Source organism: Variovorax sp. YR634 (assembly GCF_900106655.1).
GTDB lineage: Bacteria > Pseudomonadota > Gammaproteobacteria > Burkholderiales > Burkholderiaceae_C > Variovorax.
Genome location: NZ_FNOL01000004.1, coordinates 343,300 through 358,363, shown reverse-complemented (window position 1 = coordinate 358,363; position 15,064 = coordinate 343,300). Strand labels below are relative to the sequence as shown.

The 15,064-nt window shown below is 68.1% G+C and carries 14 protein-coding genes and 1 pseudogene; 2 read left to right on the top strand and 13 right to left on the bottom strand.

Annotated elements, in window-relative coordinates:
• Positions 1 to 13: 13 nt before the first annotated feature.
• The 5 genes from lptB to argS form a co-directional block, all read right to left on the bottom strand.
• Complete coding sequence (gene lptB, locus BLV60_RS10615; RefSeq protein WP_093054106.1) at positions 14 to 808, bottom strand: LPS export ABC transporter ATP-binding protein; 795 nt, start codon at positions 806 to 808, stop codon at positions 14 to 16.
• Positions 805 to 1,518, bottom strand: coding sequence for a lipopolysaccharide transport periplasmic protein LptA (lptA, locus tag BLV60_RS10610; RefSeq protein WP_093054104.1), 714 nt, complete (start codon positions 1,516 to 1,518; stop codon positions 805 to 807). The genes lptB and lptA overlap by 4 nt, the downstream gene beginning before the upstream one ends.
• Positions 1,519 to 1,684: 166 nt before the next feature.
• Positions 1,685 to 2,332, bottom strand: coding sequence for a thiol:disulfide interchange protein DsbA/DsbL (locus tag BLV60_RS10605; protein ID WP_093054102.1), 648 nt, complete (start codon positions 2,330 to 2,332; stop codon positions 1,685 to 1,687).
• 142 nt (positions 2,333 to 2,474) lie between these two features.
• On the bottom strand, positions 2,475 to 3,236 hold the full coding sequence (locus BLV60_RS10600; RefSeq protein ID WP_093054274.1) for an SPOR domain-containing protein: 762 nt from the start codon (positions 3,234 to 3,236) through the stop codon (positions 2,475 to 2,477).
• Between the two features lie 11 nt (positions 3,237 to 3,247).
• Positions 3,248 to 4,933 carry an arginine--tRNA ligase gene (gene argS, locus BLV60_RS10595; protein WP_093054100.1) on the bottom strand — a complete coding sequence of 562 codons (1,686 nt, stop codon included), beginning with the start codon at positions 4,931 to 4,933 and terminating at the stop codon, positions 3,248 to 3,250.
• A 131-nt stretch (positions 4,934 to 5,064) separates the two neighbouring features.
• Between argS and BLV60_RS10590 the strand changes: the two genes are divergently transcribed.
• Positions 5,065 to 5,403 (top strand): hypothetical protein, encoded by a 339-nt coding sequence (locus BLV60_RS10590; RefSeq protein WP_093054098.1) that lies wholly within the window; start codon positions 5,065 to 5,067, stop codon positions 5,401 to 5,403.
• Between the two features lie 77 nt (positions 5,404 to 5,480).
• On the opposite strand, the gene BLV60_RS10585 is transcribed toward BLV60_RS10590, so the two are convergent.
• The 6 genes from BLV60_RS10585 to BLV60_RS10560 form a co-directional block, all read right to left on the bottom strand.
• Positions 5,481 to 7,529, bottom strand: coding sequence for a spermidine synthase (locus tag BLV60_RS10585; protein ID WP_093054096.1), 2,049 nt, complete (start codon positions 7,527 to 7,529; stop codon positions 5,481 to 5,483).
• Positions 7,530 to 7,536: 7 nt separating this feature from the next.
• Positions 7,537 to 7,989, bottom strand: a complete 453-nt coding sequence (locus BLV60_RS10580) for a DUF2214 family protein (RefSeq protein ID WP_093054094.1) — start codon at positions 7,987 to 7,989, stop codon at positions 7,537 to 7,539.
• 61 nt (positions 7,990 to 8,050) lie between these two features.
• Positions 8,051 to 8,977, bottom strand: a complete 927-nt coding sequence (locus tag BLV60_RS10575) for a LysR family transcriptional regulator (protein ID WP_093054092.1) — start codon at positions 8,975 to 8,977, stop codon at positions 8,051 to 8,053.
• 49 nt (positions 8,978 to 9,026) lie between these two features.
• Positions 9,027 to 10,007 carry a Bug family tripartite tricarboxylate transporter substrate binding protein gene (locus BLV60_RS10570; RefSeq protein ID WP_093054090.1) on the bottom strand — a complete coding sequence of 327 codons (981 nt, stop codon included), beginning with the start codon at positions 10,005 to 10,007 and terminating at the stop codon, positions 9,027 to 9,029.
• 4 nt (positions 10,008 to 10,011) lie between these two features.
• A complete protein-coding gene (locus BLV60_RS10565) occupies positions 10,012 to 11,202 on the bottom strand; it encodes a CaiB/BaiF CoA transferase family protein (RefSeq protein WP_093054088.1) in 1,191 nt (396 codons plus the stop codon).
• Complete coding sequence (locus tag BLV60_RS10560) at positions 11,195 to 12,133, bottom strand: hydroxymethylglutaryl-CoA lyase (protein WP_093054086.1); 939 nt, start codon at positions 12,131 to 12,133, stop codon at positions 11,195 to 11,197. The genes BLV60_RS10565 and BLV60_RS10560 overlap by 8 nt, the downstream gene beginning before the upstream one ends.
• A gap of 131 nt (positions 12,134 to 12,264) precedes the next feature.
• Between BLV60_RS10560 and BLV60_RS10555 the strand changes: the two genes are divergently transcribed.
• The gene (locus BLV60_RS10555) at positions 12,265 to 13,005 is read left to right on the top strand and encodes an IclR family transcriptional regulator (protein WP_093054060.1); all 741 of its coding nucleotides are present in this window, start codon (positions 12,265 to 12,267) and stop codon (positions 13,003 to 13,005) included.
• 12 nt (positions 13,006 to 13,017) lie between these two features.
• Here BLV60_RS10555 and BLV60_RS10550 read toward each other — a convergent pair whose 3' ends face one another.
• Together BLV60_RS10550 and hisC are read right to left on the bottom strand one after the other, a co-directional pair.
• Complete coding sequence (locus tag BLV60_RS10550) at positions 13,018 to 13,989, bottom strand: Bug family tripartite tricarboxylate transporter substrate binding protein (RefSeq protein ID WP_093054058.1); 972 nt, start codon at positions 13,987 to 13,989, stop codon at positions 13,018 to 13,020.
• 45 nt (positions 13,990 to 14,034) lie between these two features.
• Positions 14,035 to 15,018: pseudogene (hisC, locus tag BLV60_RS10545) on the bottom strand (histidinol-phosphate transaminase); the annotation flags it as partial.
• Positions 15,019 to 15,064: the final 46 nt, after the last annotated feature.

Sequence of the window (15,064 nt, the reverse complement as noted above, 5' to 3'; positions counted from 1 at the left end):
ACCGCTCCCGCCCTTACATGCGGAAGTGTTCGCCCAAGTACACCCTGCGTACTTCGGCGTTGTCGACGATCTCCGAGGGTGTGCCTTGTGCCAGCACATGCCCGTCGCTGATGATGAAAGCGTGATCGCAGATGCCCAGCGTTTCACGCACGTTGTGGTCGGTGATGAGCACGCCGATGCCGCGCTCCTTCAGGAAACTGATGATCCGCTGGATCTCGATCACCGCGATCGGGTCGATGCCGGCGAAGGGCTCGTCCAGCAGGATGAAGCGCGGCTGCGTAGCCAGCGCACGCGCAATTTCGACGCGGCGGCGCTCGCCGCCCGACAGCGCGAGCGCGGGCGAATCGCGCAGGTGGTCGACGCGCAGGTCGGCCAGCAGCTCGGCCAGGCGCTCGTCCATGTGCTGCTTCGACAGCGGCGCCATCTTGCCGTTCTCGTCGGGCTCGCTCTGGAGCTCGAGCACGGCGCGCACGTTTTCCTCGACCGTGAGCTTGCGGAAGATCGAGGCTTCCTGCGGCAGGTAGCTCAGGCCCATGCGGGCGCGGCGATGGATCGGCATGTGGGCGATGGGCTCGCCGTCGATGCTGATGTCGCCCGCGTCGGCACGCACCAGCCCCACGATCATGTAGAACGAGGTGGTCTTGCCCGCGCCGTTCGGCCCGAGCAACCCGACGACTTCGCCCTTCTGCACGTCGAGCGAGACGTCTTTCACGACCGTGCGGCTGCCGTAGCTCTTCTTCAGGCCGCGCGCGATCAGGCGGCTGCCCGGTGCGCCGTTGGCGTCCTGCGTTCCTGCGGTTTCGATCACTTGCGGGTTTCTCCCTGGTCACTGAGCGTGGTGCTCTGGCGCAGGCCCTTGCCGGGTGCGGGCGTGGGCGCCGGCGGCGGCGCCTTCGCGCCGGCCGGGGCCGAGGCACCGGCTGCCGGTGCGGTGGCGGCCTTGGGGGTCAGGATGGTCTTGACGCGCCCGCCCGGGGTGGACGCGTTGACGGCGGTGTTCGGCGGCACGGTGGAACCGTTGACCGTGTAGGTGTCGTTGCTCTGGTCGTAGACGATCAGCGCGCCCTGGCTCTCGTCGTTCGGCGTGGCGCCGAGCAGGCGGCGCATGGTGGCGTTGCGGATGAACTTGACGTTGTCGGCGCGGCTGTCGTACTCGATGACTTCCGACTCGCCCTCGATCCACTCGTCGGGCGCATTGCGTTTCTGCTTGTAGTAGGCCCGCTTGCCCGGTGCCGCCGTGACCACGCCGTACTGGTAGCCCTCGGGGTCCTGGCGTACATCCATGCGTGCGCCGCGGATGATGATCGTGCCCTTCGTAACGAGCACGTTACCGGTGAACACGCTGGTCTGCTTCAGGTCGTCGTAGCGCATCGAGTCCGACTCGATGTTCATCGGCTTGGTGCGGTCGGCGGTTTCGGCCAGTGCGCCCGAGGCAAGGCCGGCCAGCAACAGCGCGCCGGCGGCCAGGCGGCCGATGCGACGGAGGAAGGGAGTGGTGGGGTGAGGGTGCAATGTCATAGAGGCACGAAACTTGCTCGGCATTGTATGCGGCTGATTGCGTCAGCCCCGCACGCACAGATGAAAAAGCCCGCCGATGCGGGCTTGACTTTCTTCCTGGATTTCTCTCGGGAATTCCTCCAGGAACACCGCGGAACCGGCTCCGCCGGACCGCGATCCTGGGGGGTCAGCCCTTCTTCGCTTCGCCGATCAAATAGTTCACGACCTGAAGCACTTTGGTCATGTTGCCGGCGGTTTCGCCGTCCACGTACCAGCGGCCGGCCACGGCCATTGCCGGCACGCCAGCCACCTTGTAGGCGTCGGTCATTTGCGAGGCGCGCTTGGCCTTGCTGGCCACGCCGAAGGAGGTGAAGACTTCCTTGAACTTGGCGCCGTCCAGGCCGTTCGCGGCGGCCCAGGCAATGATGTTGGCGTCGCCGTTCACGTTCTGGCGCTGCGCGTGGATCGCGTTGAACACCTTCGGCTGATATTCGTCGACCTTGCCCATGGCTTCGAGCGCGTAGTACAGGCGCTGCTTGGCTTCGACGTCGTTGCCCACGAAAGGCACCGGGATGCGGCGGAAGGCGACTTCCTTGGGCACCGTCTTGATCCAGGCCTCCAGCGCCGGCTCGAAGTCGTTGCAATGCGGGCAGTTGTACGAGAAGAACTCGACCACCTCGATCTTGCCGGCGGGCGCGTCGACCGGCACGCGCTTGTCGAGCACCAGGTACTCGGTGCCGGCCTTGGGCGCACGCGCCTGGGCGTGGGCCGGGTTGGCAGCCAGGGACAGCAGCCCGAGCGAAGTGGCGGCCAGCGAAAAGTCACGACGTTTCATTGAAAGAGCTCTCCAGTTGTTACGGCAGACTGAGCCGGCGCGCGGCGGGGAGTTCCCCCTCATCCGGCGCGCCCGAGGCAGTGGATGGTGGCGGCAAACGCCGCGCGGCGAAGCTTAGGGGCTATTTGTGTCGGCTGCCGGGTCAGCGCTGCACGCGAACCAGCGCCGAATCCATGCCGCCGCCGTCAAGCCGCTCCTTGAGGCGGTCGGCGTCGTCCTTCTTGTTGAAGGGGCCCGCGCGCACGCGGTAGACGGTGCGGCCCGCCTGCTCGCGCTCGGTGACCTTGGCCTCGACGCCCATCAGCGACAGCTTGGCGCGCTGCGCCTCGGCGTCGTCAGTGGTGCGGAAGGCGCCGGCCTGCACGAAGTACATGAACGGATCGGGGCCCGAACTGCTGCCGGCATTGCTGTTGCTGCTCGGTGCGGCCGACGCGGTGGTCGTGCTGCCGGAGCTGGCGCCGCCGCCCGAGCGCGCCCTGGCCAGGTCGCCCAGCGGATCATTCGACGGCGGCAGGGCATTGGCTTCGGCCGGCACCGGCGCAGGGCGCGGCGGCTTGGGCGCCACCACCACGGGCACCGGCGGTGCGGTCGTGGGCGGGGCGGTGGCAGGGGCCACGGCGGTGGTGGCCGGCTCGCCGGTGACGGGGTTGACCGGGCCGGTGGGTGCGGGCGCCGGCTTGGCGGCGCCTGCCTTGCCGGCCAGCGGCGCGTTCGGGTCCCAGTCGCGGTTCTTGCGGGCTTCGGCCTCGTCCTGCTCGGCGCCGCCGCGCTGCGTCTTGGTCACGAACGGGATCGGCACCTTGGTCACGTAGACCGCGATGCCCAGCGCGACGCCCAGGCCGAGCACCAGCCCGATGATCAGGCCGATGACGATGTTGCCGCGTTGTCTGGTTGTCTTCTTCATGGTGAGGAGGTTCACATCTTGCTCGGCGCACTGACGCCGAGAATCGCGAGGCCATTGTGCAGCACCTGCGCGGTCGCGGCGACCAGCGCCAGGCGGGCCAGCTTGACCTTTTCGTCGTCGACCAGGATGCGCTCGGCGTCGTAGTAGCTGTGGTAGCTGGCGGCCAGCTCGCGCAGGTAGAACGTGACGTCGTGCGGGGCGAAGTCCTTCGACGCGGCCGTCAGCATGGCCGGGTACTTGGCCAGCAGCAGCATCAGCGCCTGGGCGGCCGGGCTTTCGAGCGGCGACAGGTCTACATCCTTCAGCGTGGCCGCGTCGCCGCCCCAGCCGGCCAGCACCGAGCAGATGCGCGCATGCGCGTACTGCACGTAATAAACCGGGTTGTCGTTGTTTTTCGTCACCGCGAGGTCGACATCGAAGGTGTATTCGGTGTCGGGCTTGCGGCTGAGCAGGAAGAAGCGGATGGCGTCGGTGCTGGTCCACTCGATCAGGTCGCGCAGCGTGACGTAGCTGCCGGCGCGCTTGCTGATCTTGACCTCTTCGCCGCCCTTCATGACGCGCACCATGGTGTGCAGCACGTAGTCGGGATAGCCCTCGGGAATGCCTTCGCCCGCCGCCTGCAGGCCGGCGCGCACGCGCGCGATGGTGCCGTGGTGGTCGGTGCCCTGGATGTTGATGACCTTGTGGAAGCCGCGCTCCCACTTGGCGATGTGATACGCGACGTCGGGCACGAAGTACGTGTACGTGCCGTCCTGCTTTTTCATCACGCGGTCTTTGTCGTCGCCGTAGTCGGTCGACTTCAGCCACAGCGCGCCGTCTTGTTCGTAGGTCTTGCCGGCGGCCACGAGCTTCTGCACGGCAGCTTCGACGCGGCCGCTGGTGTAGAGGCTGGACTCCAGGTAGTACTGGTCGAAATGAACGCGGAAGGCCTGCAGGTCGAGGTCTTGCTCGCGGCGCAGATAGGCCACGGCGAACTCGCGGATCGCGTCGATATCGTCGATGTTTCCGCTGGCGGTGACTTCGCGGTCTTCCGACTTGACGGTCTTCTTCGCCTTGAAGTCTTCGGCGATGTCGGCGATGTAGTCGCCGTTATAGGCAGGGGCCTTCTCGCCGCTGGGCCATTCGGCGTCGCCGGGCTTGAAGCCGCGGGCGCGCAGCTGCGTGCTGGTGGCCAGCGTCTGGATCTGCACGCCGGCGTCGTTGTAGTAGTACTCGCGCCAGACGCTTTCGCCCTGCGAGGCGCGCAGGTTGCAGATGGCGTCGCCCAGTGCCGCCTGGCGGCCGTGGCCGACATGCAGCGGGCCGGTCGGGTTGGCCGAGACGAACTCGACCAGCACCTTTTCGCCGGTGGCGGGCTGTTGCCCGAAAGTATTCTCGGCCGACAGCACCTCGCGCACGATCTGCTGCTTGGCCGTCGTCTTCAGGCGGATGTTGAGAAAGCCGGGCCCGGCGATCTCGATGGCCTCGACCCATTGGCCGAAAGCGGAGGTGGCGAGCAGCGCAGCGCTCAGTTGCTCGGCCAGCTCGCGGGGCTTGCGCCCCAGCGGTTTGGCGAGCTGCATGGCGGCCGTGCTGGCGAAATCGCCATGCGCAGCCACCTTGGGCGACTCGAACGCGGCTTTGGAGCCAGCGCCGGGCGAGAAGGATTCGAGCGTGTTCGCGAGCGCCGCGAGCAGCTCCTGTTTGACCAATAGCATCCGGGAATTTTACCGGGGGCAAACCCGGGTGCAGTTGACGATGGTCATCCGATTGTTGGCTTGGCCCGTTAGGATGGTCGGCCCCGAGGCGGGGCTCCTGTCACAACCCAACCTTGCAAGGACACATCACCATGAAGAAGCTCCTTTCCCTGCTCGCACTCGGCGCCTGTCTTTCCTTCGGCGCCGCACAGGCTCAAGACAAGGCCGCCACCCCGGCACCAGCCCCCGCCGCCGCTGCTGCACCCGCTGTCGCCGCCGGTGCAAGCTGCGAATCCAAGGCTGTGGACAAGAATGGCAAGGCCCTCGCTGGCGCGGCCAAGGCCAGCTCCATCAAGAAGTGCGAGAAGGACACCAAGGCTGCAGCTGCTCCCGCCTGCGCCGCCAAGGCCGTCGACAAGAACGGCAAGGCACTGGCCGGCGCCGCCAAGAACAGCTTCATGAAGAAGTGCGAGAAAGACGCCAAGGCCTGAAGCCACGCTGCGCTGACAATTGTGAAAAGAGGCCCGCCACGTGCGGGCCTTTTTCATGGCCGCGCCAACGCACCACGCTACTTCAGCACGCCCAGCAGGTTGTTGAAGTCGTCGGTCCAGGGCCGCTGGCCCGGCTTCGTGGCGATCGGCGTCGCGGCCTCCCGCATCAGCTCGCGCGCCAGCACCTGCGGATCGCGCGCGACCAGCACCCAGTCGGTACGGTGCAGCCAGTCGGACTGCTCAGCCTCGTCGTGCACCAGCACCGCGTGCAGTCCCCGGGCCTCGGCCACTTTGGCGATCACGGGTGCGAGCGCCAGGAACCGGTTGGTCACGTGAAAGGCGATCACGCCGTCGGGCTTCATGTGCCGCAGGTACACGTCCATCGCCTCGGCCGTGAGAAGGTGCACCGGCACCGAATCCCCTGAAAAGGCGTCGACCGCGAGCACGTCGAAACCCTGCGCCGGCTCTCGCTCCAGCGCCAGCCGGGCATCGCCGAGCACGCGCTCGATGCGCGCTTCGCTGTCGCGCAGGAAACTGAACTCCTTGTCCGCCAGCGCGAACACCTGCGGATTGATCTCGTAGAAGCGGTAGACGTCGCCGCTGCGGCCATAGGTCGCGAGCGTGCCCGCACCCAGTCCGATCAGGCCCACGCGGCGCGGCCCGGCCGGCGCAGAGTCGATCGCGCGGCCGATGCCGGAGGTTTCGCCGTAGTAGGTTGTGGGCTCGTGCCGACGCTCCGGGTCCAGGAACTGCGAGCCGTGCTTGATCGACCCATGCGCCAGCTGGCGCACGTTGTCGGACGGAGGATCGCCCGTCGTGTCGTAGACCAGCAGCGCCCCATAGAAATTGCGCTGCAGGCTGCGCGCGCCCGACCGGTCGCTGCCGACCTGCAGCAGCAGGAAGAGCGTGCAGCAGGCGGCCAGCACCACGCAGCAGACCCGCAGCCACACCCGCTGGCGCAGCACGGCCGCCGCCGCCAGCGCGGTCAGCATCAGGCCGAGCCCCAGCTCGTAGTACGCCACCAGCACATGCGGCGCGACCAGTCCGACCGTCACCCCGCCCAGCGCCCCGCCGAGCGACATCATCAGATAGAAGCGCGTGAGGTAGCGCGGCCCCGGCCGCAGCTTCGCGGTTTCGCCGTGCAGGAACATGCACAGCACGAACAGCCCCGACACATACAGCGGCAGCGCAATGCGGACCTCGGCGCCGATGTGGTGCTGCAGGCCGAAGGCGCACAGCAGCAGCATGACGGCCGCCAGCGGCAGGAACACGCCGCGCCTGTACCAGCGGTCGCTCTCGAAGCACAGGACGAAAGTCAGCAGGTACAGCGACAGCGGCAGCACCCAAAGGAATGGCACCGCGGCAACGTTCTGGGTGATGTGGTTCGTCACGGCCAGCAACAGCCACGACGCCAGCGCCGGCAGCGCGAGCCACAGCAGGTAGTCGGCGACGCGCGGCGGCTTGTCCTCCACGACGGCTTGGGTGGCCTGGCCCGGCGATGACTGCTGCGGCACTACCTCGGCCGTCAATCGCCGCGCCATGTACAGCGTCGTGCCGGCACACAGCACCACGAAGGCGGCGTAGCCCCACGACCAACCGTGCGCCTGCTGCAGCAGCGTGCTGCGCGGCTCGATCAGCACGGGATAGCTCAGCAGCGACAGCAGCGAGGCCAGGTTCGACAGCGAGAAATAGCGGTACACCTGCGCGCCCCACGGCGTGCGCGCCACCCATGACTGCACCAGCGGCCCGGTGGTCGAGAGCAGGAAGTACGGCAGGCCGATGGTGCCGAACAGCAGCCCCAGGATGCGCCAGGCCGGGTCTTCGGTGCCCGTCGGCTTCCAGTTGACGCCCACCACGATCGGAAGAAACGCCAGGCTCGCGAGCAGCAGCGCCACGTGCAGCACGGCCTGCGCCCGCATGCGCAAATGGCGCGTGACCCAGTCGGAATACGCGTACCCCGCGAGCAGCACCACCTGGAAGAACACCATGCAGATCGACCACACCGCGGCCGAGCCGCCGAACCACGGAAGAATCTGCTTCGCGATCAGCGGCTGGACCAGGAACAGCAGGAACGCGCTGCTGAAGATGGTGCCGGCAAACAGAAGCTGGATGCCGGGGTGTCCCATGCCGGGCTTACTTGCCGAAGCCGCGTGCCAGGAACACCGCTACCAGCGGAATCAGCGCTATCAGGTGCGCCTGCACCATCACCAGCTTGCGCGTTTTCTTGATGTCGGCCTCGGCCGGCAGCTTGCCGGTGGCGCGCAGCGTCTTGCGCCAGCGGAAGTAGGTGAGCGTCGGGAAGATCGAGAGCACGCCCACGATGATGAACAGCCCCAGCTTCACGTGCAGCAGCGGGTTGGTCCAGTACCAGGCCGTGCCCTTCACGCCCCACCAGGTGCGCGCGATGCCCGTGGCGAGCACCGCGATGGCGGCAATGCCGTAGACCATGTCGACCTTGGCCAGCCGCTCGACCACTGCGGCGTTGAGCCACTGCACGCGGCATAGCGCCGCTTCGCTGGAAATGAAGACAACCATCGTGAGGATGGCAAGCAAGTGCAGGTACGCGAGGATGGCTTCGAGCGTCATCGATGGCTTTCTTCCGAGTGGGGTTGCAAATGCAAACAGATTGTGACGCCGCTGATGCGCCTCAGGCCCTTCCACCCCAGAATTCCGGGTTGCCGTATTGCTCCTTGAGGAAATCAAGCCACAGTCGCACCCGCAGCGGCAGGTGCTTGGCGCCCGCGAACACCGCGTAGATGCCGTTGGGCGGCGCGGCGAACTCGTCGAGCAGGGGCACGAGCAGGCCGGCATCGATCTCGGCCTCGACCTCCCAGGTGCTGCGCCAGGCGATGCCGTGGCCGGCCAGGCACCAGTCGTGCAGCACCTGCCCGTCGGAGCAATCGAGCGGGCCGCTGGGGCGCAGGTGGATCAGCTCCTGGGTGCCTTCCTCGTTGACGATGCGAAACGCCCAGCCGCGCGTCTGCGAGGCATCGCTCGACAGCGTGAGGCAGGCAAAGCGCGAGAGCTCGCCCGGGTGCTTGGGCATGCCGTGGCGGCGCACGAACTCGGGCGTGGCCACGCAGCGGCGGCGGTTGTCGGCGAGCCGCACGCTCACGAGCGACGAATCGGGCAGGTCGCCCACGCGCACCGCGCAATCGAAGCTCTCGCCGGTGACGTCGACCACGCGGTCACTGAGGTTCAGCGAGATCGTCACTTCCGGATGCAGCGCATGAAAGCGCGGCACCAGCGGCGCGACGTGGCGGCGGCCGAAGCCGGCCGGCGCCGTTACGCGCAGGTGGCCGCTGGCCTTGATGCCGCCGGCACTCACGCTGGCTTCTGCGTTGGCGAACTCGGTCAGCAGGCGCTGGCAGTCCTCGAGGAATGCGCTGCCCTCGTGCGTGAGCGTGATGCGCCGCGTGGTGCGCACCAGCAGCTTGACGCCCAGGCGCTCTTCCAGCGCATCGAGCCGGCGCCCCATGATCGCGGGCGCCACGCCCTCGGCCTTGGCCGCGGCCGTGAGACCGCCGCGGGTCGCGACCGAGACGAAGGATTCGAGCTGCTTGAGGCGGTCCATGGGGCGGAAACTATATCGCCCGCCGGTTTGCTGGTTAGCTGGAGGGCGCCTATTCGGGCCGCACGCCCGCCTCGCGCACCGCCGCGCCCCAGCGCGCATGCTCGGCCTTGACGTACTGTGCCGCCTGCTCCGGACTGCCGCCCACGGGCGTGCTGCCTTCGGCCAGCAGCTGCGAGATGGTCGCGGGCTTGGCCAGCGCCTTGTCGACGGCGGCATTGAGCTTTTTCACGATGTCGGCGGGCGTGCCGGCCGGCACCACGAGCGCCTTCCAGTCCACCGCCTCGAAGCCCTTGTAGCTCTCGCCCACGGTCGGCACCTCGGGCATCACCGGCAGGCGCTTGGCCGAGGTGACGGCCAGCGCGCGCAGCTTGCCGCCCTTGACCATGGCGAGCGCGCCCTGCGGCGTGGCGAACATGTAGTCGGTCTGGCCGCCGAGCAGGTCGGTGATGGCGGGCGCGGCGCCCTTGTACGGCACGTTGAGCACCTGGAAGCCCGCGCGCTTCGCGAGCACCTCGCCGGCCATGTGGCCCAGCGTGCCGGTGCCGGCAAGCGCCTGCTTGATCTCGCCGGGCTTGGCCTTGGCGGCCGCGACCAGATCGGCCAGCGACTTGTACGGCGCGTCCGCGCGCACCACCAGCACCACGGGCTGCGAGGCCACGACCGACACCGGCACCAGGTCCTTCAGCGCGTCGTAGGGCATCTTGGGGAACAGCGTCGGGTTGATCGCGAGGTTGGCGGTCTGGCCCAGGCCGATGGTGTAGCCGTCGGGCTTGGACTTGGCGACCACGTCCATGCCGATGTTGCCGTTGCCGCCCGCGCGGTTGTCGACGATGAAGGTCCACTTGGTGTCGTCGACGAGCTTCTGCGCGATGAGGCGCGCCACGATGTCGGTTGCGCCGCCGGGCGTGTAGGGCACGACGAGACGCACGGGCTTGTCGGGCCAGGCTGTGTCGGCAAGGGCGGGAGCGGCGTTCAGGCATGCGGCGGCCGCGGCGCACGCCAGCAAGGCGCGCCGTGTGATGAAAAACATGGGGTCAGTCTCCGAGGGTGATGTGTTGTGTTTCGAGCGCGGCGATTTCTTCGTCGCTGTAGCCCACTTCTTTCAGCAGCTCGCGGCTGTGCTCGCCGACGTGCGGCGGCTGCAGCCGGATGCCGGGCCGTTCGCCTCCCAGCGTGAACGGCATCAGCGGCACCTTGGCCGTGCTGCCGTCGTTCATGCGCACCGGCGCAAGGCCGCCGGTGGCGTTCAGGTGCGGGTCGTCGAACAGCTCCTGCGGCTTGGTGATGGGCGCGAAGGGCAGCTCGTTCTGCTCGAACACCGCGCTGAGCTCGGCCGCGCTGTGGTTCGCGAGGTGCGAGCGCAGGATGGGCATCATCCATTCGCGCGCCAGCACGCGGTCGTTGTTGGTCTTCAGGCGCGGGTCGGCCAGCATGTCTTCCAGGCCGAAGGCCTTGCAGAAGATGGCCCACTGCTTGTCGCTCACTGCCGCCAGGAAGATCTGCTCGCCGTCCTTCACGGTGAACACGTCGTACACAGCCCAGGCCGAGATGCGGCTGGGCATCGGGTCGGCCGCCTTGCCGGTGGCGGCGAACTGCATCATGTGCTGCGCGACCAGGAACACGTTGTTCTCGAACAGAGCGGACTGCACCTCGCAGCCCTTGCCGGTGAGGTCGCGCTGGCGCAGCGCTGCCATTGCGCCGATGGCGCCGAACATGCCGCCCATGATGTCGTTCACGCTGGTGCCGGCGCGCAGCGGGTCGCCCGAGCGGCCCGTCATGTAGGCAAGGCCGCCCATCATCTGCACCACTTCGTCGAGCGCGGTGCGGTGGTCGTACGGGCCGGGCAAGAAGCCCTTGTGGCTCACGTAAACGAGGCGCGGGTTGAGCTTGCTGAGCGTGTCGTAGTCGAGCCCCAGCTTCTTCATGGTGCCGGGCTTGAAGTTCTCGCTGACGACGTCGGCGGTGGCGACGAGGCGCAGCGCGGCCTCCACGCCCTCGGGCTTCTTCAGGTCGAGCGCGATGCTCTTCTTGTTGCGGTTGAAGGTCGGGAAGAAGCCCGAGCCCGAGCCGAGCAGGCGGCGCGTGTTGTCGCCCTCGATGGGCTCGACCTTGATGACCTCGGCGCCGAGGTCGGCCAGCAGCAGGCCGCAGGTCGGACCCATGACCATGTGGGTGAACTCGACGACGCGGACGCCGGCATAAGGAAGAGGATTGGCTTCAGACATGTTGTGCGGTGTGTTCCTGGACGAAGCCCTTGGGCAATCCGGCTTCCGGCGTCATGCCGTAGACCGGCTCGCCCGGCAGGCCGGCCATGAGCGGCGCGCGCGCCGCAATGAGTTTCTGGATGTCGATGCCGGTGCGCACGCCCATGGCCTCGAACATGAACACAAGGTCTTCGGTAACGGCATTGCCCGAGGCGCCCGGCGCATAAGGGCAGCCGCCGAGACCGCCGAGCGATGCGTCGAAGGTACGCACGCCCTCGTCCCAAGCCGCGAGGCAGTTGGCGATGCCAAGTCCGCGCGTGTTGTGCATGTGGGCCGCGCCCGCGTGCCTGCCGATCTCCGCGCGCAGCCGCTTGAAGAGGCGGCGCACCTGCGCGGGGTTGGCGTAGCCCACGGTGTCGGACAGGCCCGATTCGTCGGCGCCGGCCTCTATGCATTGCGCGGCCAGGCGGATCACGTCGTCTTCGGGCACCAGGCCCTGCAGCGTGCAGCCGAAGGCGGTAGAGATGCCCGCTTCGAGCTTCACCTGTGGCGCGATGGCGCGGCGTAGATCGGAGATGGCGCGCACCTCCTCGACCATTTCGGTCGGTGTCTTGCGCACGTTGGCCAGCGAGTGCGCCACGCTGGCCGACACCGGCATCGTGAGTTTGTGCACGCCGGCTTCGAGCGCGGCCTGCGCGCCCTTGCGGTTGGGCACCAGCGCCATCACGGTGAGGCCAGGCAGCGTGACGGCGTGGCGCACCACCTCGGCGGCGTCGGCCATCTGCGGCAGCAGCTTCGCGGGCACGAAGGACGCGACCTCGATCTCGCGGATGCCGGCGGCGTAGAGCGCGTCGATCCAGCGCAGCTTGTCGGCCGTGGGCATCGTGGCCTTGACCGACTGAAGGCCGTCGCGCGGGCCGACCTCGCTGATGAGGACGTCGGGGGGTGTCATCGGACTGGTCTCCTTCGATGGAATCGTGGAATCGCTTGACTGTTCTATCTTTCAGAACTATATTCCGTTAAACAGAATTAGACCGTCGATCCACCCGACTGTCAAGCCGACCCATTCCCTCCCTCCTCCTCATGCCCCGCAAAGCCCAGACCGAATCCGTGTCCGACCTCAATGCCGCCCCCGGCGGCGCGGCGGCGGTCGACCGCGCGCTGAGCCTGCTCTCGGCCTTTCAGGCGGGCGACGAGGCGCTGTCGCTCGCGCAGTTCGCCGAGCGCACGCAGCTCTACAAGAGCACCGTGCTGCGACTGCTGGCCTCGCTCGAACATGCGCGGCTCATCCGCCGGCAGGACGACGGGCGCTATGCGCTGGGCATGGAGATCGCGCGGCTGCACGGGCTGTACGCGGCGTCGCAGTCGCTCGACCGCATCGTCCTGCCGGTGCTGCGCTCGCTCGCTGCAACAACGGGCGAAAGCGCGGCGTACCACGTGCGACAGGACCAGGGCGACAGCTGGGTGCGCCTGTGCCAGTTCCGGGTCGATTCATCGCACGTGGTGCGAGACCACGTGCGCGTTGGCGACCTGCTGCCCAACGACCGGGGCGCGGGTGCGCGCGTGCTGATCGCCTTCGGCCCGGAGGCCGAACAGCCGCGTGGCACGAAGGAACGCAAGCTGTACGACAGCATTCGCGCGCAGGGCTACTGCGCGCTGGTGGGCGACCGCACGGCCGAACTGGCGGGCATCTCGGCGCCGGTGTTCCATGCGGACGGCAGCCTTGCCGCGGCAGTCACGCTGACCATGCCCACGCACCGCTACGACGAGCGCTACATCGAGCCTGTGCAGGCTGCCGCGCGGGAGCTCGGCGGGCAGGTCTGAGCGGGCGGCGAATCAGGACTCGGCCTTGAAGCCCGAGTTCTTGATCGGCATTTCCCAGCGCTTCAGATGCGCCGCCTGGATGGCTGCCAACTCGGCCGGCCCGGCATGCGCAGGCACCAGCCCCAGCGAATAGATCTTCTCCTGCACGTCGGGCATGCGCAGCGCATCGGCCACGGCCTTGTCGATCCGTGCGACCACTTCGGGCGACATCCCCGGCGGGCCATAGAGGCCGAAGAACGCATCGGCCGTCACGTTGATGCCCGACTCCTTCAGCGTCGGCACGTCGGGCAGCGCGCGGCTGCGCTGCTCGCCCGTCACCGCGAGGATGCGGACCTTGCCGGCGCGGTGGTGCTCGATGGTTTCCGAGGCCGTGTCGACCATCAGCGGCACCTGGCCGCCGATCAGGTCTTGTGCAGCCGGCGCGCCACCGCGGTAGGCCACGTGCGTCATCGGCACGCCGGCCGCCTGGGCGATCAGTTGTCCGGCAAAGTGCGGCACCGTGCCCGCGCCCGAGGTGGCGTAGTTGGCCTTGGCCGGGTTGGCCTTCATCCACGCCAGCACCGTCTTCAGGTCGCCGGCGGGCGCGCCGGGCCCGGCCGTCACCGCGAAGTCGAAGGTGCTGCCGAGCGCTATCGGGGAGAAGTCCTTCGCCGGGTCGTAGCCGAGGTTCGAGTAGAGCCACGGATGGATCACCATCGCGCCGCTCGGCGAGAACACCAGCGTGGTGCCGTCCGGTGCCGCGCGCCTGAGTTCGCCCAGCGCGAGCCGGCCGGCCGCGCCGGGCTTGTTGTCGATGATGACGTTCTGCCCGAGCGACACACGCATCTTCTCGGCGAGCACCCGCGCCACCACGTCCGCCGAGCCGCCCGGCGGAAAGCCGACCAGGATCCGCACCGTGCGGTCTTGCTGCGCAAACACCAGCGGCGCAGCGGCCGCGACGGCAAAGGCGGCAGCGGACTGCGCTGCGAACTGACGGCGTTTCATGGTCTTGTCTCCTCGGGCGTTGTTGAAAAAGGAGTGCCGCCCTGCTCAGCGCAGCGCGGCCAGCACCGCGCGGTTCTGCCCGGGCAGGCCGATGCTGATGCGCAGCCACTGCGGCAGGCCGTAGTTGCCGAGCAGCGAAACCTCGATGCCGGCCGCCAGCAGGCGCGTATGCACGGCCTGCCCGTCGCCGACCTGCACCATCAGGAAATTGCCCGACGAGGGAACGTACTCGAGGCCCAGTTCCTTGAAGCCCGCAGCGAGCTGGTCGCGCCCGGCCGTGTTGAGCTCATAAGTGCGCGCGAGGAAGTCCGCATCGCCCAGCGCGGCCACCGCCGCGGCCTGCGCCGGTGTCGTCACGTTGAAGCGCGGGCGGTGCGCGTTCATGCGCGCCGTAAGCGCCGGCTGCGACACGCCGTATCCGATGCGCAGCCCGGCCAGGCCGAAGGCCTTGGAGAAAGTGCGCGCCACGATCAGGTTGGGCAGGCGCCGCACCCACTCGATGCTGTCGTAGCGCTGCGCAGGCGACAGGTACTCGGTGTAGGCCTCGTCGAGCAGCACCGTCACGTGCGCGGGCACCGATTGCAGAAAGGCCAGCAGCGGCGCAGCATCGATGAAAGTGCCGGTCGGGTTGTTCGGGTTGGCCACGAACACCAGCTTCGTGTCGTCGCCGATGGCAGCGCGCATGGCGCCCAGGTCGTGGCCGAAGTTGAGCGAGGGCACGACAGTTGCGTGCGCATGGGCCTGCGCCGTGGCCTGTGCGTAGACGACGAAGCCGTACTGCGAATAGACGACGCCCTCGCCGGGCTTCAGGCTGACCTGCGCCGCGAGATGGAGGATTTCGCTCGATCCGCTGCCCAGCGTGAGCCAGTCGGCCGGCACGTCGAGCCGCGCGGCCAGCGCGTTCTTCAGCGCGGTGCCGTTGCTGTCGGGGTAGTTGCCAGCGCCTACGAGCGCGGCGGCGGCCGCGCGGCGGGCCGATTCGGGCATGCCGAGGGGGTTTTCGTTGGAGGCCAGGAGGATCATGGAAGCGGGTCGGGATTTATTTAAGAAGTTAAATATATCCCTCGCCTGCGGC

What these genes read in the sequence shown, in the direction of transcription:
- lptA (WP_093054104.1), bottom strand. Translation starts at nt 1,518, where the DNA reads ATGACATTGCACCCTCACCCCACCACTCCCTTCCTCCGTCGCATCGGC.
- BLV60_RS10605 (WP_093054102.1), bottom strand. Translation starts at nt 2,332, where the DNA reads ATGAAACGTCGTGACTTTTCGCTGGCCGCCACTTCGCTCGGGCTGCTG.
- BLV60_RS10600 (WP_093054274.1), bottom strand. Translation starts at nt 3,236, where the DNA reads ATGAAGAAGACAACCAGACAACGCGGCAACATCGTCATCGGCCTGATC.
- argS (WP_093054100.1), bottom strand. Translation starts at nt 4,933, where the DNA reads ATGCTATTGGTCAAACAGGAGCTGCTCGCGGCGCTCGCGAACACGCTC.
- BLV60_RS10590 (WP_093054098.1), top strand. Translation starts at nt 5,065, where the DNA reads ATGAAGAAGCTCCTTTCCCTGCTCGCACTCGGCGCCTGTCTTTCCTTC.
- BLV60_RS10585 (WP_093054096.1), bottom strand. Translation starts at nt 7,529, where the DNA reads ATGGGACACCCCGGCATCCAGCTTCTGTTTGCCGGCACCATCTTCAGC.
- BLV60_RS10580 (WP_093054094.1), bottom strand. Translation starts at nt 7,989, where the DNA reads ATGACGCTCGAAGCCATCCTCGCGTACCTGCACTTGCTTGCCATCCTC.
- BLV60_RS10575 (WP_093054092.1), bottom strand. Translation starts at nt 8,977, where the DNA reads ATGGACCGCCTCAAGCAGCTCGAATCCTTCGTCTCGGTCGCGACCCGC.
- BLV60_RS10570 (WP_093054090.1), bottom strand. Translation starts at nt 10,007, where the DNA reads ATGTTTTTCATCACACGGCGCGCCTTGCTGGCGTGCGCCGCGGCCGCC.
- BLV60_RS10565 (WP_093054088.1), bottom strand. Translation starts at nt 11,202, where the DNA reads ATGTCTGAAGCCAATCCTCTTCCTTATGCCGGCGTCCGCGTCGTCGAG.
- BLV60_RS10560 (WP_093054086.1), bottom strand. Translation starts at nt 12,133, where the DNA reads ATGACACCCCCCGACGTCCTCATCAGCGAGGTCGGCCCGCGCGACGGC.
- BLV60_RS10555 (WP_093054060.1), top strand. Translation starts at nt 12,265, where the DNA reads ATGCCCCGCAAAGCCCAGACCGAATCCGTGTCCGACCTCAATGCCGCC.
- BLV60_RS10550 (WP_093054058.1), bottom strand. Translation starts at nt 13,989, where the DNA reads ATGAAACGCCGTCAGTTCGCAGCGCAGTCCGCTGCCGCCTTTGCCGTC.